At 63.7% G+C, this 24,580-nt stretch carries 24 protein-coding genes and 1 riboswitch; of the genes, 20 read left to right on the top strand and 4 right to left on the bottom strand.

The features are described from left to right. Nucleotides 1-177: 177 nt before the first annotated feature. From rpsB to ACSAGD_RS05680, 9 genes are all read left to right on the top strand, one after another. On the top strand, nt 178-1,050 hold the full coding sequence (gene rpsB / locus ACSAGD_RS05640) for a 30S ribosomal protein S2 (RefSeq protein WP_437584747.1): 873 nt from the start codon (nt 178-180) through the stop codon (nt 1,048-1,050). Between the two features lie 33 nt (nt 1,051-1,083). Then, nucleotides 1,084-1,911, top strand: coding sequence for a translation elongation factor Ts (gene tsf / locus ACSAGD_RS05645; protein WP_437584748.1), 828 nt, complete (start codon nt 1,084-1,086; stop codon nt 1,909-1,911). Nucleotides 1,912-2,025: 114 nt separating this feature from the next. Next, a complete protein-coding gene (gene pyrH, locus ACSAGD_RS05650; RefSeq protein WP_437584749.1) occupies nt 2,026-2,736 on the top strand; it encodes a UMP kinase in 711 nt (236 codons plus the stop codon). 36 nt (nt 2,737-2,772) lie between these two features. Continuing rightward, nucleotides 2,773-3,327, top strand: a complete 555-nt coding sequence (gene frr, locus ACSAGD_RS05655; protein ID WP_437584750.1) for a ribosome recycling factor — start codon at nt 2,773-2,775, stop codon at nt 3,325-3,327. Between the two features lie 66 nt (nt 3,328-3,393). Beyond that, nucleotides 3,394-4,341 (top strand): phosphatidate cytidylyltransferase, encoded by a 948-nt coding sequence (locus ACSAGD_RS05660; protein ID WP_437584751.1) that lies wholly within the window; start codon nt 3,394-3,396, stop codon nt 4,339-4,341. A gap of 36 nt (nt 4,342-4,377) precedes the next feature. Further along, a complete protein-coding gene (locus ACSAGD_RS05665) occupies nt 4,378-4,920 on the top strand; it encodes a DivIVA domain-containing protein (RefSeq protein WP_437584752.1) in 543 nt (180 codons plus the stop codon). A gap of 57 nt (nt 4,921-4,977) precedes the next feature. After that, nucleotides 4,978-5,664 (top strand): lytic transglycosylase domain-containing protein, encoded by a 687-nt coding sequence (locus ACSAGD_RS05670; RefSeq protein WP_437584753.1) that lies wholly within the window; start codon nt 4,978-4,980, stop codon nt 5,662-5,664. Between the two features lie 28 nt (nt 5,665-5,692). After that, nucleotides 5,693-5,989 (top strand): hypothetical protein, encoded by a 297-nt coding sequence (locus tag ACSAGD_RS05675; protein WP_437584754.1) that lies wholly within the window; start codon nt 5,693-5,695, stop codon nt 5,987-5,989. Nucleotides 5,990-5,991: 2 nt separating this feature from the next. Continuing rightward, a complete protein-coding gene (locus tag ACSAGD_RS05680) occupies nt 5,992-6,714 on the top strand; it encodes an alpha/beta hydrolase (RefSeq protein WP_437585114.1) in 723 nt (240 codons plus the stop codon). 23 nt (nt 6,715-6,737) lie between these two features. On the opposite strand, the gene ACSAGD_RS05685 is transcribed toward ACSAGD_RS05680, so the two are convergent. After that, nucleotides 6,738-7,790, bottom strand: a complete 1,053-nt coding sequence (locus tag ACSAGD_RS05685; RefSeq protein WP_437584755.1) for an AI-2E family transporter — start codon at nt 7,788-7,790, stop codon at nt 6,738-6,740. A gap of 192 nt (nt 7,791-7,982) precedes the next feature. On the opposite strand from ACSAGD_RS05685, the gene ACSAGD_RS05690 reads away from it, so the two are divergent. Then, nucleotides 7,983-9,818, top strand: coding sequence for a hypothetical protein (locus ACSAGD_RS05690; RefSeq protein WP_437584756.1), 1,836 nt, complete (start codon nt 7,983-7,985; stop codon nt 9,816-9,818). Next, entirely contained in the window at nt 9,815-10,777 is a 963-nt protein-coding gene (locus ACSAGD_RS05695) for a tetratricopeptide repeat protein (RefSeq protein WP_437584757.1), read from the top strand. Before ACSAGD_RS05690 ends, ACSAGD_RS05695 begins: the two co-directional genes overlap by 4 nt. 22 nt (nt 10,778-10,799) lie before the next feature. On the opposite strand, the gene ybaK is transcribed toward ACSAGD_RS05695, so the two are convergent. After that, a complete protein-coding gene (ybaK, locus tag ACSAGD_RS05700) occupies nt 10,800-11,291 on the bottom strand; it encodes a Cys-tRNA(Pro) deacylase (protein WP_437584758.1) in 492 nt (163 codons plus the stop codon). A gap of 116 nt (nt 11,292-11,407) precedes the next feature. Between ybaK and ACSAGD_RS05705 the strand changes: the two genes are divergently transcribed. Continuing rightward, nucleotides 11,408-12,622, top strand: coding sequence for a cysteine desulfurase family protein (locus ACSAGD_RS05705; protein ID WP_437584759.1), 1,215 nt, complete (start codon nt 11,408-11,410; stop codon nt 12,620-12,622). 30 nt (nt 12,623-12,652) lie between these two features. Beyond that, nucleotides 12,653-13,777 (top strand): tRNA 2-thiouridine(34) synthase MnmA, encoded by a 1,125-nt coding sequence (gene mnmA, locus ACSAGD_RS05710; RefSeq protein WP_437584760.1) that lies wholly within the window; start codon nt 12,653-12,655, stop codon nt 13,775-13,777. Nucleotides 13,778-13,804: 27 nt separating this feature from the next. On the opposite strand, the gene ACSAGD_RS05715 is transcribed toward mnmA, so the two are convergent. Further along, the gene (locus tag ACSAGD_RS05715; protein WP_437584761.1) at nt 13,805-14,545 is read right to left on the bottom strand and encodes an IclR family transcriptional regulator; all 741 of its coding nucleotides are present in this window, start codon (nt 14,543-14,545) and stop codon (nt 13,805-13,807) included. Between the two features lie 112 nt (nt 14,546-14,657). Between ACSAGD_RS05715 and ligA the strand changes: the two genes are divergently transcribed. Next, a complete protein-coding gene (ligA, locus tag ACSAGD_RS05720) occupies nt 14,658-16,946 on the top strand; it encodes an NAD-dependent DNA ligase LigA (RefSeq protein WP_437585115.1) in 2,289 nt (762 codons plus the stop codon). A gap of 6 nt (nt 16,947-16,952) precedes the next feature. Here the strand turns inward: ligA and ACSAGD_RS05725 are convergent, their stop codons facing one another. Next, nucleotides 16,953-18,647 carry a long-chain-fatty-acid--CoA ligase gene (locus ACSAGD_RS05725; RefSeq protein ID WP_437584762.1) on the bottom strand — a complete coding sequence of 565 codons (1,695 nt, stop codon included), beginning with the start codon at nt 18,645-18,647 and terminating at the stop codon, nt 16,953-16,955. Nucleotides 18,648-18,741: 94 nt separating this feature from the next. On the opposite strand from ACSAGD_RS05725, the gene gatC reads away from it, so the two are divergent. The 6 genes from gatC to ACSAGD_RS05755 all read left to right on the top strand — a co-directional run bounded on the left by gatC (nt 18,742) and on the right by ACSAGD_RS05755 (nt 24,441). Further along, complete coding sequence (gatC, locus tag ACSAGD_RS05730) at nt 18,742-19,041, top strand: Asp-tRNA(Asn)/Glu-tRNA(Gln) amidotransferase subunit GatC (protein ID WP_437584763.1); 300 nt, start codon at nt 18,742-18,744, stop codon at nt 19,039-19,041. Then, a complete protein-coding gene (gene gatA / locus ACSAGD_RS05735) occupies nt 19,041-20,555 on the top strand; it encodes an Asp-tRNA(Asn)/Glu-tRNA(Gln) amidotransferase subunit GatA (protein WP_437584764.1) in 1,515 nt (504 codons plus the stop codon). Before gatC ends, gatA begins: the two co-directional genes overlap by 1 nt. Further along, complete coding sequence (gatB, locus tag ACSAGD_RS05740; protein ID WP_437584765.1) at nt 20,555-22,051, top strand: Asp-tRNA(Asn)/Glu-tRNA(Gln) amidotransferase subunit GatB; 1,497 nt, start codon at nt 20,555-20,557, stop codon at nt 22,049-22,051. Before gatA ends, gatB begins: the two co-directional genes overlap by 1 nt. A gap of 96 nt (nt 22,052-22,147) precedes the next feature. Next, nucleotides 22,148-22,741, top strand: a complete 594-nt coding sequence (locus tag ACSAGD_RS05745; protein WP_437584766.1) for a hypothetical protein — start codon at nt 22,148-22,150, stop codon at nt 22,739-22,741. A 43-nt stretch (nt 22,742-22,784) separates the two neighbouring features. Then, nucleotides 22,785-24,053 carry a DNA polymerase IV gene (locus ACSAGD_RS05750; protein WP_437584767.1) on the top strand — a complete coding sequence of 423 codons (1,269 nt, stop codon included), beginning with the start codon at nt 22,785-22,787 and terminating at the stop codon, nt 24,051-24,053. A gap of 37 nt (nt 24,054-24,090) precedes the next feature. Beyond that, complete coding sequence (locus ACSAGD_RS05755) at nt 24,091-24,441, top strand: spore germination protein GerW family protein (protein WP_437584768.1); 351 nt, start codon at nt 24,091-24,093, stop codon at nt 24,439-24,441. Nucleotides 24,442-24,459: 18 nt separating this feature from the next. Beyond that, a riboswitch (TPP riboswitch) is annotated at nt 24,460-24,569 on the top strand. Nucleotides 24,570-24,580: the final 11 nt, after the last annotated feature.

Genomic DNA, 24,580 nt, shown 5'->3' on the forward strand with positions numbered 1-24,580 from the left:
AATTCTCGGAGCATCCCGTATGTCGGGATGACTACGCGTGCCATCACGGTTTCTGCACCCATCGGTCGTCGTTCCTCGGAATGACGTGGGTGTGCGCCGGGCACCAGGACTGCGGCTCAGTCGCCGCACAATCAACCGCAAGAGGCGCATATCCGCGCCAGAACAGGAGACACGGCAATGGCCGTCGTAACAATCCGCCAGCTGCTCGACAGCGGCGTCCACTTCGGGCACCAGACCCGCCGCTGGAACCCCAAGATGAAGCGCTTCATCTTCACCGAGCGCTCCGGCATCTACATCATCGACCTGCAGCAGTCGCTCGCCTACATCGACCGCGCATACGACTTCGTCAAGGAGACCGTCGCGCACGGCGGAACGATCCTCTTCGTCGGAACGAAGAAGCAGGCGCAGGAGTCCATCGCCGAGCAGGCCACCCGTGTCGGTCAGCCGTACGTGAACCAGCGCTGGCTCGGCGGCCTTCTCACCAACTTCCAGACGGTTTCGAAGCGTCTGGCTCGCATGAAGGAGCTTGAGGAGCTCGACTACGACGACGCGTCGAAGTCTGGGTTCACCAAGAAGGAGCTTCTCATCAAGAAGCGCGAGCTCGACAAGCTGCACAAGTCGCTCGGTGGAATCCGCAACCTCACCAAGACCCCGTCGGCGCTCTGGGTCGTCGACACCAAGAAGGAGCACCTCGCAATCGACGAGGCGCGCAAGCTCGGCATCCCCGTGGTCGCGATCCTCGACACGAACTGCGACCCCGACGAGGTTACGTACCCCATCCCCGGCAACGATGACGCGATCCGCTCGGTCAGCCTCCTGACCCGCATCGTCGCGGACGCCGCTGCTGAGGGCCTCATCCAGCGTCACCAGAAGCCCGCAGAAGGCGCCGAGCAGGCTGAGCCGCTCGCGGAGTGGGAGCAGGAGCTCCTCGCAGCCGGTGAAAAGACTGAGCCTGCCGCTGAGGCAGAGGCCCCGGCTGCCGAGGCCGCTGATGAGAAGAGCGAGCCGGCTGCAGAGCAGGCCGCTCCCGCTGCAGACGACGCAAAGTAAAAGTCCACCTTCCTATCTGAGGAGTTCCACACAATGGCAAACTTCAGCATTGCCGACCTGAAGATGCTGCGCGAGCAGCTCGGCACCGGAATGGCCGACACGAAGGCTGCTCTGGTCGAGGCAGACGGCGACATCGAGAAGGCGACGGAGATCCTCCGCCTGAAGGGAGCGAAGGGCAACGCCAAGCGGGCCGATCGCTCCACGAGCGAAGGCCTCGTGGTCTCCCGTGAGGTCGCGGGCGCAGCGACGCTGATCGAGCTCGCATGCGAGACCGACTTCGTCGCCAAGAACCAGAAGTTCATTGACCTGGCCGACAAGGTCGCGGACGCAGTCTCGGCAGCGTCGGCTTCGACGGTCGATGAGGGACTCGCTGCCGACGCTGACGGAAAGACCGTCGGTGACGCGATCAGTGAGCAGGCCGCGACCATCGGCGAGAAGATCGAGCTTCGTCGCGTCGTGCGTGTCGAGGGTGAGAACTTCGCCGTCTACCTGCACCGCACTTCGAAGGATCTTCCGCCTCAGATCGGCGTCGCCGTTGCTTACACAGGCGACGACGCAGAGACCGCTCGTGCGATCGCTCAGCACATCGCGATGTTCGACCCGAGCTACCTCAACGTCGACGATGTCCCCGCGGACGTCCTCGACAAGGAGCGGGAGATCGTCACTGAGATTTCCCGCAACGAGGGCAAGCCAGAGGCTGCGCTTCCGAAGATCATCGAGGGGCGCCTCGGTGGCTTCCTCAAGCAGGTCGTCCTTGTCGAGCAGGCCTACGCCCGCGACAGCAAGGTACAGGTCAAGAAGGTTCTCGAGGACGCTGGTCTCACGGTGACGGGCTTCGCCCGCATCAAGGTCGGCGCGTAAGAGCCTCAGAGGAGTCCGGGTTGCAGATATGCGACCCGGACTCCTTTCTGTGTGCGCTCATAGCCGACACACAGTAGTTTGAATAGGAAGTCGACCGGAAGGGTGTCAGTTCGTATGTCGGAGAAGAAGCGCAGGGTTCTGCTCAAGCTGTCAGGCGAAGCGTTCGGAGGAGGCCGGCTCGGCGTCAACCCGGATGTGGTCGGGAACATCGCGCGCGAGATCGCCGAGGCTGCGGCTGACGTCGAAATCGCGATCGTCGTGGGCGGCGGCAACTTCTTCCGCGGAGCTGAGCTCTCCGAGCGGGGCATGGAGCGTGGGCGAGCCGATTACATGGGAATGCTCGGCACAGTGATGAACGCCCTCGCTCTTCAGGACTTCCTTGAGCAGGCTGGAGCAACCACTCGCGTCCAATCGGCCATCGAGATGACGCAGGTCGCTGAGCCTTACATTCCACGACGTGCTGAACGCCACCTCGAGAAAGGCCGTGTCGTCATCTTCGGCGCTGGTGCGGGGCTCCCGTACTTCTCGACGGACACGGTCGCTGCGCAGCGCGCGCTCGAGATCGGTGCGGATGTCGTCCTCGTCGCGAAGAACGGTGTAGATGGTGTCTACACGGCGGATCCTCGCACGAATGCTGACGCCACACTGATCGATCGGATCACATACCAAGACGCTCTTCAGCAGGGCCTCAAAGTCGTCGATTCCACGGCGTTCAGCCTGTGCATGGACAACCACATGCCGATGCAGGTGTTCGGGATGGAGCCCTCGGGCAACGTCACGAAGGCGCTGCGTGGCAGTGAGATGGGCACCTTCGTCAGCAACTAGACTGGATCGAGCCCACCAGACGAGAAGGAGCGACGAGTGATCGCCGAAGTATTGAGTGAGACGTCAGTAAAGATGGACAAAGCCGTCGAGGTCGCGAAGGAGGACTTCGCGACTGTGCGGTCAGGACGCGCGAATCCCCAGCTCTTTCAGCGCCTTCTGGTCGACTACTACGGTTCTCCGACACCGCTCGAGCAGCTCGCCTCGGTGAACAACACGGATGCTCGATCAATCGTGATCACTCCGTATGACAAGTCCGCGATGAAAGAGATCGAACAGGCGATTCGCGACGCACCGAACCTGGGTGTGAACCCGACCAATGACGGTCAGATCATCCGCGTCACAATGCCAGAGCTGACGGAGGAGCGTCGTAAGGAGTACGTGAAGCTCGTTCGAAGCAAGGGCGAAGACGCTCGAGTGTCTGTTCGCAACATCCGCCGCAAGGGAAAAGACGATCTGGATGCTCTGAAGGGCGAGCTCGGCGATGACGAGGTCGCTCGCGGTGAGAAGGAGCTCGAGCAGATCACGAAGGCGCACACCGACGCGATCGACGAAGCGCTCAAGCGTAAAGAAGCCGAGCTTCTCGAGGTCTGAGCCAGATGAACAGCTGCGGGGCGCCGAGTGCACACTGACGATGACGGTCAGTCGCGGAATGACTCTGTGCGACGCCGGAAGGCAGAGCTGCAGGCTCAGCTGCGACTGAAGCGAGAGGATCTCGAACGACAGGTTCGCGGTCAGCGGGAGCGTTTCGATCAAGTCAATGAGAGGATCGAAGCGCGCACCGGCCGGAACCTGATCCTCGCGATCCTCATTGGCGTCGTGCTCGGAGGCGCTCTCCTCGTCAGCCTGATCTTCGTCAAGGTGCTGTTCGCGCTTTTCGCGACTGTCATCGTGGCATTCACAGCGTTCGAACTCGCCTCCGCACTCCGAAAAGCAGGGCGGCGCGTTGATCCTGTAGCAGCGGTAATCGCGTCGGTGCTGATCGTTGGAACCGCGTATTTCATCGATGCGCCTTCTCGGGGCATGGTGCTCGCCGGGGGTGTGGCGTTCGTCATCGTCTTCCGACTCGTCGCCCAGATGGCAAGCGGCGAGCAGCGCAGCACCGTCGAGGTACTGAGCGACATTGCGACGGCGACGTTCATCCAGCTGTACGTTCCGTGGCTCGCGAGCTTCGCCGTCGTTCTGGTGACTCAGGACGACGGAGAATGGTGGGCTCTCGCGTTCATCATCCTCGTCGTGTGCGTGGACATTGGGGCGTACGCGAGCGGACTGACGTTCGGCAAGCATCCCATGGCACCGCTGATCAGCCCGAAGAAGACGTGGGAAGGGTTTGCGGGAGCCGCGGTCTGCGTAACCATCGCGGGGGTGCTTACGGCGCTGTTCATGATCCATCAGCCGTGGTGGGTCGGCGCTCTCATCGGTCTGGCGATACTGGGAAGCGCCACGATGGGCGATCTTACCGAATCGATGATCAAGCGCGACATGGGCATCAAGGACATGAGCTCGTGGCTCCCGGGGCACGGTGGGTTTCTCGACCGACTGGATTCCATACTGCCCTCTGCAGCCGTGATGTTCGCCGCATATGCATTCCTCGCTCAAGGACAGTGAGGCAGCGTTCAGCATCCTCTGGGAGAGAATGACATCGTGAGTTCGCATTTTCCGCTCGTCAAACGTGGCAAAGGCTACGCCGTCGATGAGGTCGAAGCCTTCCTCGAGCGTGCCCGTGAAGCCTACGACGGCGATCAGCAGAGCTTGATGAGTTCAGAAGATCTGCGGACGGCGTCCTTCACAATGAAGCGGAAAGGATACTCGCCGGTTCACGTGGATGCTGCGCTCGAACGTCTGGAAGAGGCTTTCGCGCGACGTGAGCGGGAAACCGCCCTCGAGACGATGGGCCGTGAAGACTGGATCAGCGAGGCGAAGCAGACAGCGCAGGTCATTCTCAACCGCCTCTCCCGGCCGACCGGCTCCCGGTTCCGACGGGTCAGTCTGATCACTCAGGGGTACAAGCGAGCAGAGGTTGATCAGTTCGTCGACAAGATCGTGAAGTACTTCACGATCGGAGCGCCGCTCAGCATCGACCGAGTCCGAGGCGCGACGTTCCAGAGCGAGCGTGGCGGCTACGACGAGGCACAGGTCGATGCTGTGCTGGATGCCGTCGTCACCGTGATGCTGGCCGTTCGCTGACCATAAAGGCGTGGCATTGGAGACTTCACCGCGTGCTCATGTAACATAACCGTTATCGTGGGAAAGCATGTTGCAAAATTCGCGCCAACCGAACCGTCGGTGAAGGCACGCCGTCAACGACCCCGCACTCGCAGGACCATCGTTCTCGGCTTCTTCTCCTTCCTCGCCGCCTTCGGATTCATCGCCGTCAACGTCGTCGACCCGTACTCGGGCGCCACCGCGTCTCCGTACTTCCAGGTCGCAACGACTGATCGTGCCGGTGACGCCCAATCGATGGTCGTCGCGGGCTCGTATGAGACGGCGGTCGATCGCGACGCCTACGACTCATACGTCAAGCCGAAGCCCAAGCCGAAGCCGACCGAGGAGCCGAAGGAGGAGTCCTCCGATTCCTCGTCAGGCAGCAATGGTGGCGGTTCTGCACCGCCCGCGGGAACTCCGGATCCGGGTTCAGCGAAGGCGATTGCATATGACATGGTGAAGGCCCGCGGCTGGGGAGACGACCAGTACAGCTGTCTTGTCGCTCTCTGGAACAAGGAGTCTGGCTGGAACGTCTACGCCCACAACGGGTCCTCCGGCGCGTACGGCATCCCTCAGGCACTGCCCGGCAGCAAGATGGCGTCTGCCGGAGCTGACTGGCAGACGAACCCTGCCACACAGATTACGTGGGGCCTCGGCTACATCACCGGCCGCTATGGTTCGCCGTGCGGTGCCTGGTCGCACTCCCAAGCCACAGGCTGGTACTGATTCTTTCTCACTCTCCTGGAGCTCCTCGATGCCGCGAAGCAACAGGCCACGTCGACGTGGCAGGCGAGTCGTCGACGAGCACGACGATCTCAGCCATCTTCTCGCGGGTTGGAAACGAACCGAGTTGCGCCGAGGCGTCAGCTGGAATATTCAGCCCGTCTCCTCTGAGCAAGCGTTGAAAGAGTATGTTTGCCCAGGATGCGGCGGAACACTGACCGCTGGGACAGCACACGTGGTCGCATGGCGAGCTGACGGTGTTCTCGGCGACGCGGCTGACCTCGCTGCCCGACGACATTGGCACAAGCACTGCTGGGAGATCTCGTGACAATCCAGATCCGCGGCGCCGTTGAATTGCCCGCGCTCCGTGAGAACATCAGGCTTCACACCGATGACGGCTTGAAGCTCGTCGGCGAGCTCGCGCTTCCAGCGGAGCGGGAGCCTGTCGCTACTCTGGTGACGCTGCATCCCCTCCCGACAGCGGGCGGCTTCATGGACTCGCATATCCTTCGGAAGAGCGCGGCACGTCTTCCGGCCATCGCTGACCTCGCTGTTCTTCGTTTCAATACGCGGGGGACGACGTCGCCTCGGGGCACGAGCGACGGGAGATTCGGCGACGGCATCGACGAAGAAGCTGATGTCGCAGCGGCGATGGAGTTCGTCGCTGAGCGCGGCCTACCGAAACCGTGGCTCTTGGGCTGGTCATTCGGAACTGAGCTCGCGCTGAAGTACGGGCGGCAGCATCCGATCGTCGGAGCAATTCTTCTGTCCCCGCCTCTTCACCGCACGAGCTCCGCAGAGCTCGCGGCCTGGAGCGGCGACGAACGAAAGCTCGTGGCGATCATTCCCGAACTCGATGACTACCTACGACCAGAAGAAGCTGCAGAGCGTTTCTCAGTCGTTCCGGAGGTCACTCTGGTTCCCGTCGAAGACGGTCGCCACCTTTGGGTAGGGGAGAAGCAGACGCGGCGGGTTCTCACAGAGATCCTCTCGATCGTGAATCCCTCCGCGCTCCCTCTGAAAACGGAATGGGATGGCCTCACGGAGGACTGACGTCCGCTCGCAGCGTGCCCCTGTCAGAGTTCGTTCTGACGCGGAATGACCACCTGCTTGATGATCAGCAGGATAGCCGCCGCGGTGGGAATGGCGACGAGCGCGCCGAGAAGGCCAAGCAGCGAGCCGCCGGCGAGGGCCGCGATGACCACGACAGACCCGGGCACCGATACCGCGCGCCGCATGATGTTCGGACTGATGACATAGGCCTCGATCTGCATGTACACGAGGTAGTAGACGCCGGCGACGAGTGCTGTGAAAGGCGAACCGAGCCCCGGAATCAGACAGACCAGGGTGATGAGGATCGAACCCGACAGTGTGCCGACCAGAGGGATCATCGAGGCGATGAACGCGACCACCGCGAGAATCGGTGGGAAGGGCGCCTGGATGATGGAGAGAAAGATAAAGGAGAGGATGCCGTTGCAGGCTGCGATACTCGCCTGTCCGATCACGTAATGACCGATTGAGTCGGTGATCTGCTCGCTGAGGTCTGCGAAGCGCGCCCGCTTGGATGCGGGGACGAGCAGGTACATGCCGCGACGCATCGTCGGAAGAGACGCCGTGAAGTAGAGCGTCAGAATCAGGATGATGAGCGCGCCGAAGAGGAAGGACCCGATTCCGAGAGCGACATTCAAGATGCCGCTTGAGAGGTTCGTCACGTTGCTGGCATCCGTGAGCCAGTCAGCGGCACCGTCGATGAGATCGTCGAACGGTACGAACGGGAACTGCTGCTCGAGGAACTGCAGCAGAGTGAGATCCCCGATCTGTTGCTGGATCTGCGGAATCAGCGCGATGAGCTTACTCACCTGGTCGACGATGATCGGCACGACCATCCAGATCACGCCGGCGAAGACGGCAAGAACGCAGAGCATCACCGTCAGAAGCGCGGCCCAGCGGGGAAAGCTCTTCTTCTCGAGCCAGGTGACGATCGGGTCGAGACCGAGCGCGATGAACAGAGCCGCTCCGATGTAGATGAGGATCGTCGAGAGCGAGGTGATCGCGCTGATGATGAGGAGGCCGACGCCGACGCCGAGGGTACCGATGAGTCCGACACGAAACGCGTTCTGGATTTTCACCCGTTCCCCTCTCGATTGCGTGCCATCATCTTAGACGCAGCCAGCGCTGTGAACGGTATTTCGCGAACCGCTCGCCGAGCCGCTTTTCAGATTCGTCGGCTACTCTGTAGCGTCTGTGATTGTCACCGTCTGGGGCTCGGAACCCGAATGCCGAGCAGATTACGATCGACGGCGGCTCAGGAGGAGTAACTAGTGCGATTCGTTCTGGCTATCGCTGCGTTCGTCGTGGCCGCCGCCATGATCGTCCTCGGCATTGCACAGAGAACGGTGTTCCTGCCGCCGGCTGCCGTCTCCTACGAGGTCGACATCAAAAACGATCTCCCGTTCACTGTCATCGACGGAGCTACGATGACCGAGCTTCCGGGCAAGCAATCCGTCACGGCGACGGGCTCGGACGACGTCTTCGTCGCCTATGGGCGCACTGCAGACGTGACCGCTTGGCTCGGGGATGAGGCGTACAACACGATTTCGTTCAGCAAGGACGGCACGAAGCTCGTCTCGAAGGAGCATCGTCCGGACACGAGCGCGAAGGAGAAGACGGACACGCCAGCTCCTGAGGAGACCGCGAACCCCGATGACGAGGATGCCACCGAGGACGACGCGGAAGAAGAGACCACGGGGCCGAACCCTGAGGGCTCGGATCTCTGGCTGATGGAGAACATCGAGAAGGATGCCGTGATCGCACCCATGAGCATCCCAGACGACATCAGTGTTCTCATCGCTTCTGACGGCACGAAGCCGGCGCCGTCGCATGTCAAGCTGACCTGGCCGAGCGATAACTCCACACCGTGGGCCGGGCCGCTGATCGTCGGCGGCATCCTCATGATCATCGTTGGACTTGTCCTGTATCTGCTCGGTATCAACCACATCCGTCGTTCCCGCGGTCCGCGTCGCAAGGGAATCGAGCAGGGGCGGAAGCGTCGTCGCCTCGCTCCGGCGCGTGCTCGGAAGGCGATCACCAGCAAGCGGGTTGCGCTCAAACGGGCGCGTGCCGCGGTCATTCCCGTCATGCTGGTCGGCGCGCTCGGGCTCACAGGCTGCTCTCAGGCGTTCTGGCCCGACTTCACTCCCGACGAGCAAGCGAGCTCGACGCCAACGCCGACTGCGACCGCAGAGGGCGAGGCTCTGCCCAGTCCGGCCGTGACGGTGCCTCAGCTCGAGGCGATCATGGCGGATGTCTCCGCGGTTGCGACCGAAGCCGACAGTGCACGAGACGCTGATCTTGCTGCGACGCGCTTCGGCGGTGCAGCGCTCCAAGAGCGCACGGTCAACTACAAGATCCGCGAGAAGATGTCGGATTATCCGGCACCCGCGTCCATCCCAGCCTCCCCGCTGACCATCAGCCTTCCGAAGGCGACCGACACATGGCCGCGGACCGTGATCGCCATGATCAAGGACGAAGACCCGACGGTGGCGCCCACCTCGGTCGTGCTCCAGCAGGAGAGCCCGCGAGACAACTACAAGGTGATGTACACGCAGCAGCTCGAGCCCGACGCGGTCGTGCCTGAGCTGGCACCCGCCAGCGTCGGCGCTGCTGAGATTCCACCCGACTCTGCCTGGCTCACGATCGCTCCGGGGCAGTTGGCTGCCGCGTACGCGGACGTCGTCGAGAAGGGCGACAAGAGCGAGTTCGCCGGCAAGTTCGATCTGGAGAAAGACTCGCTTCTGCAGGCGATCTCAGCGGATCGAAAGAAGAAGCAGGAGGAGCTCCCCGACACCGCCACCATCTCGTTCGCGACGAAGGCCGGTGATGCGGAGCCGCTGTCGCTGGCGACCCTGAACTCGGGAGCGATCGTCGCAGTGAACATCTCAGAGGTCGAGACGGTAAAGCCCAAGCAAGACGGCGCGCTCATCAAGATCCCGGGGACGACAATGTCGGTGCTCGCGGGGCTGGACGAGACAGCGAAGGGCATCGAAGCGACGTATTCTGATCAATTGCTGTTCTATGTTCCGCCCGCTGACTCGGACGCGAAGATCTCGCTTCTCGGGTTCAGTCAGGGCATCGTGAGTGCATCGGAGTTGAAGTGAGCGAAACACCACTCGAAGGTGCTGCGATCCGCGGCGCCGTAGACCTGTCGAGTCTTGCCAACCGGGGAGCGCAGCACGCTCCACAGAAAGCACCGGGTCAGGGGCAGCAGCAGGCCGCTCCCGCGACCGTGGAGAGCCTGGTGCTCGATGGGACTGATCAGACGGTTGAGAGCTTTGTCGAGCTCTCGATGCAGGTGCCGGTGCTCGTCGATCTGTGGGCCGAATGGTGCGGGCCCTGCAAGCAGCTGACGCCTGTGCTCGAGAAGGTCGTGACCGATCTGGGTGGCAAGGTCGTGCTGATGAAGGTGGATGTCGACGCGAATCCCCAGCTCGCACAGGTGTTCCAGGCTCAGTCCATCCCGACCGTCGGTGTCCTTCTCGGCGGACGGCCGATGCAGGTCTTCCAGGGCGCCGTCCCCGAAGCTCAGGTTCGCGAGGTGCTCGAGCAGGTTCTCCAGATCGCTGCGCAGAACGGAATCACCGGATCGGTGACGGTTTCCGGCGCCACCCAGAATGATGAAGCCGCCGAGCCGGAGCCAGAGCCGCTTCCGCCGCTGCACCAGGAAGCCCATGATGCCGTCGAGCGCGGAGACTTCGAAACGGCCATCGCAGCATATGACAAGGCGATCGCGCAGAACCCGAACGACTCTGACGCGCGCGCAGCACGTGCGCAGGTGCGTCTGCTCGTGCGCGTGAACGGCGCGTCGCTTGATGAGGTACGTCAGGCTGCGGCATCCGAGCCGAACAGTGTCGAGGCTCAACTGGCGGTCGCCGATCTCGATATCTCGGGCGGACACATCGATGATGCTTTCGATCGACTGCTGACGCTCTTCCCGACTCTCGACGATGACGGAAAAAACACCGTACGCGAGCGGCTCCTCGAGCTGTTCGAGGTTGTGGGCAGCGCAGACACGCGTGTCACGAAGGCGCGGGCACGACTCTCCGGCCTGCTCTTCTGACCGAGTCAGAGACCTGATCGCGTCAGACGGCAATCGGCGCCGTGACGGCACCGGTGAGGACCACGAGATCTCGTGGGTCGAGTTCGATGTCGAGGCCACGACGTCCGCCGGAGACGAGAATCTGGGGGTGCTCGAGTGCGCTCGAGTCGAGAACAGTCTGCAACATCGTCTTCTGACCGATGGGGCTGATCCCACCGACGACATAGCCGGTTCGGCGTTCTGCGAGGGCAGGATCTGCCAGTCTGGCGCGCTTGCCGCCGGAAGCCTTGGCGAGTGACTTCAGCTGCACCATGCGCGTGACTGGAACGATCGCCACGATGAGTTCCTCATCGACCACGGCGATGAGTGTCTTGAAGATGCATTCCGGATCGACTGCCAGCTCACGTGCTGCTTCAGCCCCGAAATCGGTCACAGCCGGGTTGTGTGTGTAGCGGCGGACCGCGAAGGGGACACGGGCTGCGGCCAGGGCTCGCGTCGCTGGAGTTCCTTCCGAACCAGAGGAGCGTTTGGCCATTCAGTGTCCTCTCTCGTTTGCGGAACGGCTACGCGCTCTGAGGGAACCCAGGCGCAGGTTCTAGAGTAATTGTGGTGGTGCCCGAGAGATGCGGGCGGCACCTTGGAAGGAACTTCATGAGCGTGTATCTCGATCACGCGGCGACCACGCCGATGCGTCCAGAGGCGCTGTCGGCGTACGTGGAAGCCCTGTCGCTTGTCGGCAATCCGGCATCCATTCACTCGACCGGTCAGCGGGCGCGTCAGCTGCTCGAAGAGTCTCGCGAGACGGTCGCGACCTCACTCGGCTGCGACCCGATCGAGGTGATCTTCACATCAGGTGGCACAGAGTCGATCAACATGGCGCTGAAGGGCCTCTACTGGGCGCGCAACACTGCGGCCGAGCGGCCAGTGGTGCTGGTCGCCGGGGGAGAGCACCACGCGACCATCGACACGGTCGAATGGCTTGCCGCGCACGACGGAGCAGAGGTGCGTGAGCTTCCGCTTGACGATGAGGGGATGCTGCAGCCCGCTGTGTTGGACAGTGCCCTGAGCCAGTGCGCGTCCGATTGTGCCGTGGTGAGTGTGATCTTCGGCAACAACGAGGTCGGAACGATTCAACCGGTCGTCGAGCTCGCGCGCGTCGCTGCGTCACACGGCGTGCCGCTGCATGTCGACGCGGTCGCCGCGTACGGCTACGTGCCGATCGATGTGGCGCAGATTCGACGTGCGAGCGAATCTGCAGGCGACTCAGGGCTTGTGGCGCTCAGCGTCTCCGCTCACAAGATCGGTGGACCCGTCGGTGTCGGCGCGCTGTACCTGGCACGTACGGCCACCGTCGAGCCGCTGCTTCACGGAGGGGGTCAGCAGCGCAACGTGCGATCAGGGACGCAGGACGTCGCGGGCGCTGTCGCGTTCGCTGCGGCATCCCGAATCGCCTGCGCCAGCATGAGCTCCGAAAGCGCGCGACTTCGAGATCTGCGCGACGACCTGATCGCCCAGGTGCAGTCGACCGTTCCGGAGGCGCAGCTGAACGGTTCGGTCGAGCACAGACTGCCGGGAAACGCGCACTTCACGTTTCCCGGCTGTGAGGGCGACTCTCTGCTGTTCCTGCTCGACATGGCAGGGGTGGCAGTCTCGACAGGATCTGCGTGCCAGGCCGGGGTGCCAGAGCCGTCGCACGTACTTCAGGCCATGGGGCGTTCAGAGCGCGACGCACGCGGCGCTCTTCGCATCACGCTTGGGCACACGACAACGCGAGACGATGTCGCGGCTTTCGTCGCTGCGCTTCCCGGTGCTTACGCGAACGCGGCGAAAGCGGGGCTCTCCGATCGAGACGTCTCGCGCCGCTGAAGCTCAGGATCCCCGACGTACACTGGAACGATGAAGATTCTCGCTGCCATGTCCGGAGGCGTCGACTCGGCGGTTGCTGCGGCGCGCGTCGTCGACGCGGGTCACGAGGTCGTCGGCGTACATCTGGCGCTCAGCCGTATGCCTGGAACTCTGCGCACCGGAAGCCGCGGGTGCTGCACGATCGAAGACTCCATGGATGCCCAACGGGCTGCGAACATGATCGGCATCCCGTACTACGTGTGGGACTTCTCCGAGCGTTTCAAATCTGACGTCGTGGACGACTTCATCGCGGAGTATGCCGCTGGCCGCACGCCAAATCCGTGCATGCGCTGCAACGAGAAGATCAAGTTCGCGGCGCTCCTCGAGAAGGCGCTGGACCTTGGGTTCGACGCGGTCTGCACCGGTCACTACGCCTCGATTCGGCTCGACGACGAGGGAAACCGAGAGCTCCACCGTGCGAGCGCCTGGGCAAAGGATCAGTCATACGTTCTCGGCGTTCTCACCGCAGAGCAGCTTGAGCACGCGGTCTTCCCGCTGGGGGACACCCCCTCGAAGGATCTCGTCCGAGAAGAAGCGGCGCGTCGCGGCTTCACCGTGGCGAGCAAGCCCGACAGTCATGACATCTGCTTCATTCCCGACGGAGACACCAGGGGGTGGCTCGCCGAGCACGTGGGCTCCGAGACCGGGCAGATCGTCGATCGAGAAGGAACCGTCGTCGGCAGCCACGAAGGCGCTCACGCCTACACGGTCGGTCAGCGCCGCGGGCTGAACCTCGGTGTGCCGGCTCCCGACGGTCGTCCGCGCTTCGTGCTTGAGGTCAAGCCGAAGTCGAACGAGGTCGTGGTCGGTCCGAAGGAGGCTCTGGCCGTCGCTGAGATCGCAGGGCAGCGTCACAGCTGGGCGGGGCTGCCGCCGCGGCATCCTGAATCTGAGTTCGACGTGCACGTGCAGATCCGCGCTCATGCTGACCCGGTGCCCGCAACCGCCGTTGTCTCGACGTCTGCGGAGACAGGCGAACCCGAGGTCGTCGTTCGACCGGAGACCCCACTCGATGGAGTCGCCCCCGGGCAGACGGCTGTTCTCTACGCCGGAACGCGCGTGCTGGGACAGTTCACGATCGACCGGACGGTGAGCGCGGTTCCCGTGGGCGCCTGAGCGTCCGGCCACAGTGGTCGGCGGGGGTCAGCGACCAATGGATGCCGCGGTGGCGAGCAGTTCGCGAGCGAGCTTCCGCTCGACGTTCTCGTCGTACCGCTGCCGGGGAACAGCCACCGACAGCGCGAGTGAGGGTTCCCGGCCCACGCAGACGCCGACGGCGACGACATCCGGCTCGCTCTCTCCGAAGTTGACCGCGTAGCCGCGAGCGCGAATGTGCCGGAGTTCGCGGCGAAGCTCGTCTGCCGATCGGGGCTCCTCACCGCGCCAGTGGGGGAGACCCGTGGGATACAGCGCAGCGATGGAGTTCTCGCCGAGGTCGGCGAGCATCGCCTTGCCGCCGGAGGTCGCGACAGCGGGCGTGCGCGAGCCGATGCGCAGGCTGACCCTCAGCCACTGAGTGCCTTCGACTCCGTCGAGGAAGCGGACGTCGGGGCCGGTGAGGATGAGCAGATGCGCGGTCTCATCGAGCGTGTGGGAGAGCCGCTCGATGTGCGGGCGCATCGACTTCACGATGCGACGCAGCTGGTTTCCGTCGGTCTTCTGCCCGGTCAGCTTGGGGCCGGGGTGGTACAGCCGCTTCTCACCCTGCTCAACGAAGCCTCGATGGGTCATGGTGGTGAGAAGCCTGTGGGCTGTCGACGGAGCGACCGAGAGCGCTTTGGCGGCGTCCGTGACGCTCAGGGTTCCGTGCTCGGTCAGCAGATCGAGCAGGAGCATCGCCCGATCGACGGATTCGACCCGGTACGGGTCCGCATTCTGTCCCACGGAAACACTGTAACCCACCCTGGTGGGCAAACGTCCCCTGTGGTACTTCACGAACCCGCACGGCCTGTCGGAGGAAGCTCCTAGACTTGGCATCGTGACCGACGCACAAGACATGACTTTCGAGCAGGCCGCCGAGGAGTCTCGCTCCCTGACTTCGCGCATCATCGAGCTGCGCGATGCCTACTACGGTGAAGACACCTCGCTCGTCTCGGATGCCGAGTACGACGAGCTGATGCACCGGCTCGAGCACATCGAGCACCAGTTCCCGGAGCTTCAGGGGCAGGATTCCCCGACGCAGACCGTCGGAGGCCGAGCCGAGACGACACTGTTCGCTCCTGTCGTCCATGCTGAGCGGATGCTGAGTCTCGACAACGTCTTCAGCGACGACGAGCTTCGGGAATGGGCCGCACGCACAGAGAAGGCGGCCGGCCGTCACGTGCGATATCTCACAGAACTCAAGATCGATGGACTCGCGGTGAATCTCCGATATGAGAAGGGGATGCTCGTGAGCGCCGCGACCCGCGGCGACGGCGTGGTGGGAGAAGACGTCACCGAGAATGTCCGCTACATTCCGTCCATCCCGCGCAGACTCGCCGGAACGGGGCATCCTGATCGCGTCGAGGTGCGAGGAGAGATCTTCTTCCCGGTGGCCGCGTTCACAGCGCTGAACGAGCGTCAGCAGGAATCGGGTGAGAAGGTCTTCGCGAACCCTCGCAATGCCGCGAGCGGCAGCTTGAGACAGAAGTCCGAGGGCAAGACCGACGAGCAGCGGCGCCTCATGCGCGACCGTCTCTCTCGGCTGCAGATGCTCGTGCACGGCATCGGCGCGTGGGCGAATCCTCCCGTGCAGAGCCAGTCAGAGATCTACGATCTGCTCGCCGAATGGGGGCTGCCGACCTCCAGCCACTATCGCGTCTTCGACGACATCGACGGTGTGGTCGACTTCATCCATTACTACGGCGAGAACCGGGGTTCGGTCGAGCACGAAATTGATGGCATCGTCATCAAAATCGACGAGCTCGCGCTGCATGACGAGCTCGGGGCGACGAGTCGTGCGCCGCGCTGGGCCACTGCTTTCAAGTACCCGCCAGAGCAGGTGAACACGACGCTGCTCGACATCGTCGTCAGTGTCGGTCGGACGGGTCGTGCGACACCGTATGCGGTTGTGGAGCCCGTGCGAGTCGCGGGGTCCACGGTGAGCCAGGCGACGCTGCACAACAAAGACGTGGTGAAAGCCAAGGGTGTGCTGATCGGCGACACGGTCGTGCTTCGCAAAGCAGGTGACGTGATCCCGGAGATTCTCGGACCGGTCGTCGATCTGCGAGATGGCACCGAACGCGAGTTCGTGATGCCAGCCGAATGCCCGGAGTGCGGCTCGACGCTGCGCCCTGCAAAGGAGGGCGACATCGACCTGAGGTGCCCCAATTCGCGATCGTGCCCGGCTCAGGTGCGGGGCAGGGTCGAGCACATCGGCAGCCGCGGAGCGCTCGACATCGACGCGCTCGGCGAAGTAACCGCGGCTGCACTGACGCAGCCGTTCGTTCCCAAGGTGCCGCCTCTCGTCACCGAAGCAGGACTCTTCTCGCTCACGATCGACGACATCATGGACGTCGAGGTGGTTGTGAAGGACGCGGAGACCGGACTCGAGGAGATCGAGGGCGGAGAGCCGAAGCAGCGGACGCCGTTCAAGAAGGTCAAGCTCGAATACCCGCCGGAGGCGGAGGGATTGGATGCTGCTGAGCGCCGCCGTCGCCGCATTCGGAAGGACTATCGGGCTACCTATCCCTCGGTTCAGGCGGAGACGCTGCTGCGTGAGCTGGACGCGGCGAAGACGAAACCTCTGTGGCGTCTGCTCGTGGCGTTGAACATCCGCCACGTCGGCCCTGTCGCGGCCCGCGCTCTCGCGGAATGGTTCGGGTCTCTTGATGCCATCCGCTCTGCGTCGCGAGAAGAACTCGCAGACGTCGAGGGTGTCGGCGGGATCATCGCGGATTCCGTCCTCGAGTGGTTCGATGTGGACTGGCACCGCGATATCGTCGAGAGCTGGTCGGCCGCTGGCGTGCAGTTCAGCACTCCGGGGCACCCGGGGCCCGGAGCGGCGGCCCGCGAAGGCGGCGTCCTCAGTGGGCTGACGGTCGTCGCGACCGGCTCCCTGGAAGGGTTCACGCGAGATGGTGCGAAAGAGGCCATCATCCAGGCGGGCGGCAAGGCGGCGTCGAGCGTCTCGAAGAAGACCGATTTCGTCGCAGCCGGCCCCGGGGCAGGTTCGAAGCTCGCACGCGCGGAAGAGCTCGGCGTTCCCGTGATCGACGCAGAGCAGTTTGCGCGACTCGTCACCGAGGGGCCGACCTTCCTCACCGGGAAGAGCGATGATGCGGCGGAGACTCCCGAGGAGACGTAGCGGTCGCTAGTCCTCCTCGGCCAAAAGTGCTTCGCGGACCTCCTTGCGCAGCACCTTTCCGATGAGCGACTTCGGCAGATCATCCATCTGGACGACACGACGCGGAACCTTGTAGGGAGTCAAGATCTCACGCGCGTACTCGCGGAGCTCCTCGGGATCGATGCTCTCTCCGGGAGCGGCGACGACCGCGGCGACGACGTCTTCTCCAGAATGTGAGTTGGGAAGCCCGACCACCGCGGCGTCCGCGACGCTGCTGTGGGAGCGCAGCGCGTTCTCCACCTCCGAAGGTGAGACGTTGAAGCCACCCGTGATGATGAGCTCCTTGATGCGATCGACGACCGCGACGAAGCCATCGTCATCGAGGGTCACGATGTCTCCCGTGCGGAACCATCCGTCATCGACGAAGACGGCGGCCGACTCCTCGGGCTTGCGGAAGTACTCGCGGAAGACCTGCGGCCCGCGTACGATCAGCTCGCCGGCTTCGCCGATCGGTACATCCTCGGTGGGATTCTCCGGATCGACGACACGAACGTCGGTTCCAGGAAGGGGAAGACCGACAGTTCCCGCCTTCCGATTCTCGGCCACCGGGTTCGCCATCAGCACGGGGGAGCATTCACTCAACCCGTACCCTTCGACCAGGTAGCCGTGCGACGCTTTCTCCCACGGATCGACGAGTTCCTGCGAGAGGGGCATCGCGCCGGAGATGCAGATCTCGATTCCGTCGAGCGAGACACCCTTCGTCTTGGCAGCGGCGAGAAGCCTCTCGGCGATCGGAGGGACGGCAGGGAAGAACGTGGGCGGATGCTTCCGCACCACTTTCAGCACGAGATCCGGATCGAACTTCGGGAAAAGCACGAGGCGAGCGCCCATGCTCATCGCGAAGGTCAGGCACAGGGTCAGACCGTACGCGTGGAACATAGGGAGTACCGCGTAGACGACGCAGTCGCCGCGGGTGATCGTCGGCACCCATGCCCGGGACTGTGCGGCGTTTGCGAGCAAGTTTCCGTGGCTGAGGACTGCGCCCTTTGGGGATCCGGTCGTGCCGCTTGTGTACTGGAGGACCGCGATGTCGTCGACGTCGGGGAACGGATGGTCTGCGGCGATCGGCGTGGAGCCGACGATCTGCTCCCAAGGAACGGTGCCCGAGACCCGGGTTGTCAGAGCGCGCCTCGATTCGCGTGCCTGAGGAATCGGGAGACGCAGCGCAAGACGCTTTCCGAGCGGCAGCGCCTGAGCGACATCCACGGAGATGAGGGTCGTGACAGCGACGTCCTTCGGGAAGGCCTGGACGGTGGAGACGACGTTGTTCCAGACGATCGCGGTGGTCGCGCCGTGATCTTCGAACTGATGACGCAACTCACGAGGAGTGTAGAGCGGATTGTGCTCGACGACGATGGCTCCGAGTCGGAGCACGGCGTAGAACGCGACGATGTGCTGAGGGCAGTTCGGCAGGACGATCGCGACCCGATCACCGAACTCCACGCCGCGCCGACGCAGGCCTTCGGCGGCGCGGGAGATCGCGGCATCCAGCTCTGTATACGTCATCTCTGAGCCGAAGAACTCCAACGCGACAGCGTCCGGAAATTCGCGTGCAGAGTCTGCCACGATGTCGACGAGAGAGCCCGTCGGCGCATCGATGGTGAGAGGGACGCCTGGTGCATAGCTCGCCAGCCACGGGGCGGCGTTGTCGTCGTGAGTCACCCCACCACTTTAACCGCAGCTGAGGACGGCCACGTCAGTTCGGGCTGACATCCTAGAATGAGAGAACATCCCACAATCCACATGACGGAGATCCATGTCTGAAATATCCGAGGAGCAGGTGGCGCACCTGGCGGGGCTCGCCCGTATCGCGCTCACTGCCGAGGAGATCACCGCACTCACGTCGGAACTCGACCAGATCGTCAGCAGCATCGCGAAGGTGCAGGAAGTGGCGACCGACGACGTTCCTGCGACGAGTCACCCGATTCCGCTGCAGAACGTCTATCGTCCCGACGAGGTCGGCGACACGCTGACGCAGAAGCAAGCGTTGCAGAACGCGCCAGACGACGACGGCGAGCGCTTCGTCGTCTCCGCGATCCTGGGGGAGGAGCAGTAGTGGGAGACATCACACGGCTTTCTGCCGCAGAACTCGCGTCGTCGCTCTCATCCGGTGAGATCAGCTCCGTCGAGGCGACGCAGGCTCACCTGGACCGCATCGGCGAGGTCGACGGCGACGTTCACGCCTACCTTCACGTTTCGGAGAACGCACTCTCCGTCGCTGAGGACATCGACCGTCGACGCGCGGCCGGCGAAAACCTCAGCCCGGTCGCCGGAGTTCCGCTTGCCGTCAAAGACGTTCTCGTGACTACCGACATGCCGTCGACGTCAGGCAGCCGGATGCTCGAGGGATACATGTCTCCGTTCGACGCGACCGTCGTGCAGCGATCGCGGCAGGCCGGCTTCGTGCCGCTCGGCAAGACCAACATGGACGAATTCGCCATGGGCTCCTCGACCGAACACTCGGCGTTCGGTCCCACACGCAACCCGTGGGATCTCGACCGAATCCCGGGCGGCTCCGGTGGCGGATCGGCCGCGGCCGTTGCGGCGTTCGAAGCACCGCTCGCCCTCGGAAGCGACACCGGCGGCTCGATTCGTCAGCCGGCCCACGTAACGGGCACAGTCGGAGTCAAGCCGACGTATGGTGCGGTCAGCCGCTACGGCGCGATCGCGCTGGCGTCATCGCTCGACCAGATCGGACCCGTCTCCCGCACCGTTCTCGATGCGGGGCTTCTGCAGGACGTCATCCAGGGACACGACCCGCACGACTCAACGTCGCTGCCCGATGCGTGGCCGTCAATGGCGGATGCCGCACGTGAGGGTGCCCGGGGGGAGGGGCTGAAGGGCCTCCGGATCGGCGTTCTCTCCGATCTGCTGGCCGCAGGCATCCAAGACGGTGTGAAGAGCCGCTTCCACGAAGCACTCGACGTGCTCGAGAAGAATGGCGCCGAGATCATCGAGGTTCCGTCGCCGCACTTCGAGTACGCGGTCGCCGCGTACTACCTGATTCTGCCCGCAGAAGCCTCGTCCAACCTCGCGCGCTTCGACTCGGTGCGCTTCGGCATGCGAGTCACACCCGAGGGTGGAGGAACTGTCGAGCAGGTCATGTCTGCAACGCGCGAGGCAGGCTTCGGACCAGAAGTCAAACGACGCATCATTCTCGGAACGTACGCTCTGAGCGCTGGGTACTACGACGCGTACTACGGAAGCGCCCAGAAGGTCCGCACGCTCATTCAGCGCGACTTCAACGCGGCATTCGAGAAGGTCGATGTGCTCGCCAGTCCGAGCGCTCCCACCACGGCATTCAAGCTCGGTGAGAAGCTCGACGATCCTCTCGCGATGTACCTCAACGACGTCACGACGATTCCCGCGAACCTCGCTGGAGTTCCTGGAATCAGCGTGCCGGTCGGTCTCGCTCCCGAAGACGGTCTCCCCGTCGGCATCCAGTTCATGGCGCCAGCTCGCGAAGATGCGCGTCTCTACCGGGTCGGAGCGTCGCTCGAGAAGCTGCTTGAAGAGCAGTGGGGGCACTCGCTTCTGTCACAGGCACCGCAGCTGGGAGGAACACGCTGATGTCGACTGCAGAACTCATGGACTTCGACGAGGCGATCGAGCGCTTCGAGCCCGTACTCGGGTTCGAGGTGCACGTGGAGCTCGGAACGAAGACGAAGATGTTCTCACCCGCGCCGAACAGCTTCGGCGACGCGCCCAACACGAACGTCTCGCCTGTATGCCTCGGCCTGCCCGGCGCGCTTCCCGTCGTGAACGAGCAAGCTGTGCGCTACTCGATCAGCCTCGGCCTCGCACTCGGCTGCAGCATCGCGCCGTCCTCGCGATTCGCGCGCAAGAACTATTTCTATCCCGATCTTGCGAAGAACTACCAGATCTCGCAGTATGACGAGCCCATTGCCTTCGACGGCGAGATCGAGGTCGAGCTCTCCGACGGCAGCACGCGGACGATCCCGATCGAGCGGGCGCATATGGAAGAGGATGCAGGCAAGCTGACGCACGTTGGCACAAGCGGCCGCATTCAGGGGGCTGACCACTCGCTCGTCGACTACAACCGCGCCGGTGTGCCGCTCGTCGAAATCGTCACCCGTCCCATCTTCGGAGCCGGGGCAGCGGCGCCGGAGATCGCGAAGGCGTACGTCGCAACCATTCGCGACATCGTGATTGCGCTCGGCATCTCGGAGGCGCGGATGGAGCGCGGGAACCTCCGATGCGACGCGAACGTCTCGCTGCGTCCATGGGGCCAGGAGAAGCTCGGCACGCGCACGGAGACGAAGAACGTGAACTCCCTCCGGTCCGTCGAGCGCGCCGTCCGCTACGAAATCCGGCGCCAGGCCGCGATCCTCGCCTCTGGCGGTTCGATCACACAGGAGACGCGTCACTGGCACGAAGACACCGGCACGACATCAGCGGGTCGTCCCAAGAGCGACGCTGACGACTACCGGTACTTCCCCGAGCCGGATCTGCTCCCCGTCGTTCCGAGCGCAGAGCTGATCGAGGAACTGCGTGCAGCGCTTCCCGAGCCCCCGGCGGAGCGACGCCGGCGCCTCAAGGCGGAGTGGAACTTCACCGATCTCGAGTTCCAGGATGTCCAGAATGGTGGGCTTCTCGGTGAGGTCGCGGCGACGATCGACGCGGGGGCGTCCCCTGCCGCTGCGCGTAAGTGGTGGACGGGTGAGATCACCCGTCTCGCGAACGCTCGCGATGAGGAGCCGGCGTCACTGGTGAGCCCGGAGAATGTCGCGGCGCTCACCGCGCTCGTCGATGAGGGAACTCTGACTGACAAACTCGCCCGTCAGGTGCTTGAAGGAGTCATCGCCGGCGAAGGCACACCCTCTGAGGTTGTGGAGAAGCGCGGGCTCGCTGTGGTCTCAGACGATGGCGCGCTCATCGCCGCGATTGACGAGGCACTTGCGGCACAGCCCGACGTGTTGCAGAAGATCAAGGACGGCAAGGTTCAGGCTGCCGGTGCCATCATCGGTGCGGTCATGAAGGCGATGCGTGGACAGGCTGACGCCGCCCGCGTTCGTGAGCTGATCCTCGAGCGCGCTGCCGAGTAGGTCGCGGCTCTCGGCCGTCGGCATCCTGACTGGGTGCCGACGGCCGTCGTCGTTCCAGGGCTGGTGGTACATTTCGCCGCGTCCTAGCATGAGAGCATGCTCGTCGAGGGCACGATCCGCTGGCAGGTCACAGAAGACTGTCCCTGGGACCTGCTGCTGGCGCTTGCCCTTCGAGACCTCTTCAGCCTTGAGCAGGAGTGTGCTCCGGAGATTCCGAGGATGCAGCCTGATCTCGGGCGTATGGATGCCGTCGGCGTCGACAGGGATGCCCTGACAGCGCAGTGGCGCGGATGGTGGGCCGGTCTTGTGCCTCGCGCGACTCGACCGTTCATCAGCCAGGTGCATCCACCTCACTTCGAGGTGTTCGACCGTGCACTTGAGCTTCAGGAGATCACGTATCGAGGCTATGACCGGGCGATCGAGTGGGCGAGGATTCGGCGGTTCCGATATCTGCGATCGGTCGAGCAGCGCGAGCATCCTCTCGCCGACGTCTACGGTCTGGTCCAGAGACGGCAGTTCGAGCTGAAGCGGCAGTCGTCGTCATTTTGGCTCGATCTTTACGTGCTGCCCTGTTCGGAGAAGGGCGCATGGGTGGTCGCGCCCGAGACGATCGTCGTGAGCGAGAGCCTGCGCGATGACGCCGATGCGTTCCGCGATTGGCTGCTTCCGATCGTGATCGCGTTGGTATGACGGTCTGCCACGATCTGTCAGACGCACGGGGGAGAATGGAACCATGTCACGTCAGGACGGCCGCGCGCGTCGGGTCTCAGCCGACCACATCGATGACGCGGGTGCCAGCATTCTGCACGTCGATCTCGATGCGTTCTTCGCCTCGGTCGAGCTCCTCGATCATCCGGAGCTCCGAGGCAAGCCCGTGATCGTCGGCAATCGAGATGGGCGGTCCGTCGTCACCACGGCAACGTATGAGGCGCGGGCATACGGAGTTGGGTCGGCGATGCCGATGGCGCGCGCGCTGCAGCTGTGTCCGCGAGCGATCGTGCTTCCCCCGCGACATCAGCTGTACCGGGAGTACTCCGAACGTGTGATGGCGATCTTCGATACTGTCACGCCGAAGGTCGAGCGGCTCAGCATCGACGAGGCCTTTCTCGATGTCAGCGGTGCTGGGCGTCTGCTCGGCAGCCCGGCGCAGATTGCCCGCCACCTGCGCCGACGCGTGGTCGATGAAACGGGCCTGACCTGCTCAGTCGGGGCTGCAGGAACGAAGTTCGTCGCCAAACTGGCATCCGGAATGGCCAAACCCGACGGTCTGCTCGTCGTTCCGGTCGCTGAGACGCAGACATTCCTGCACCCGCTGTCGATCCGTGCTCTCTGGGGTGTCGGTGGCAAGACGGAGGAGGCCCTCACGCGTCTCGGATTGCGGACGGTCGCCGACATTGCGGAGACACCGATCAGCGCACTTCGCTCGGCGGTCGGAGATGCGATGGCGGCGAGGCTGCACGATCTGTCGAACGGTCGTGACCCGCGCGCGGTTCAGACCGAGCGGATTGAGAAGAGCATCGGGCACGAGGTGACCTTCCACGAAGACGTCACTGACTACGCGCAGTTGGAGCGCGAGCTGCTGCGGCTGAGCGACCGCGTCGCCAGTCGTCTGCGCAGCGCACAGGTGATGGCCGGTGGCGTCGCAGTGAAGCTCCGGTACGCGGACTTCACGACACTCACTCGGTCGCGGCGGCTGCCCGAGCCGAGCAGTGTTGCGCGACGCATCTACGAGTCGAGTTCCGAGTTGCTGCGCGGTGTCGGATCTCGAGGCCGCCCCGTCCGTCTGATCGGGGTCCGTGCAGAGTCTCTGTCGGACGGAGGTGCGATGATGGGTCTCTGGGATCCTGACGAGGAGTGGCGTGAGGCTGAGAGCACAGTCGACGCGCTGCGAAAGCGATTCGGTACGGATGCCGTCACGGCAGCGTCGCTGCTTGCGCCTCGGCTGGGGACTGCGGGTGGGACGCGCGAACCCGGACACTCTGACAGTGAGAATGCTCCATAGCCTGTCCAGGATCGAGCAGGCGGGGTAGCGTTAGGTCATGGCAAACGTAGCGATGGATCTCGCAGACAAGTTCAAGTCTGTCGGCGTCTCGACAGTGTACGGAGAAGTCACCGACGTCGACGGCATCAAGATTGTGCCGGTCGCGCTCGCGACGTTCGGCTTCGGTGCTGGGGAAGGCGACGCCTCGAGCGACGTGAAGGGCGATAACCGGGCCGGTGGTTCCGGAGGCGGCGGTGGCGGCATGAGCGTTCCCGTCGGCGCGTACATTCGGTCTTCCGACGGGGTTCGCTTCGAACCCAACGTCGTGGCCCTGCTCGCGGTCGGTATCCCATTCCTGTGCGCGTTCGGACAGGCGATGAAGGTCATCATCAAGGCCCTGAAGAAGTAATCCGCACTCAGGTACACTGTCGGTTAACACGGGAGTCCGGTGAGCCGGGCTGAGAGGAAAGTTCTCAACTTTCGACCGTCGAACCTGATCTGGGTCATGCCAGCGCAGGGAGTGACATTCTCAATACCCGTGCCCAGTT

The sequence above is a fragment of the Paramicrobacterium salitolerans genome, assembly GCF_051513965.1.
In the GTDB taxonomy this organism is placed as follows: Bacteria; Actinomycetota; Actinomycetes; order Actinomycetales; family Microbacteriaceae; genus Paramicrobacterium.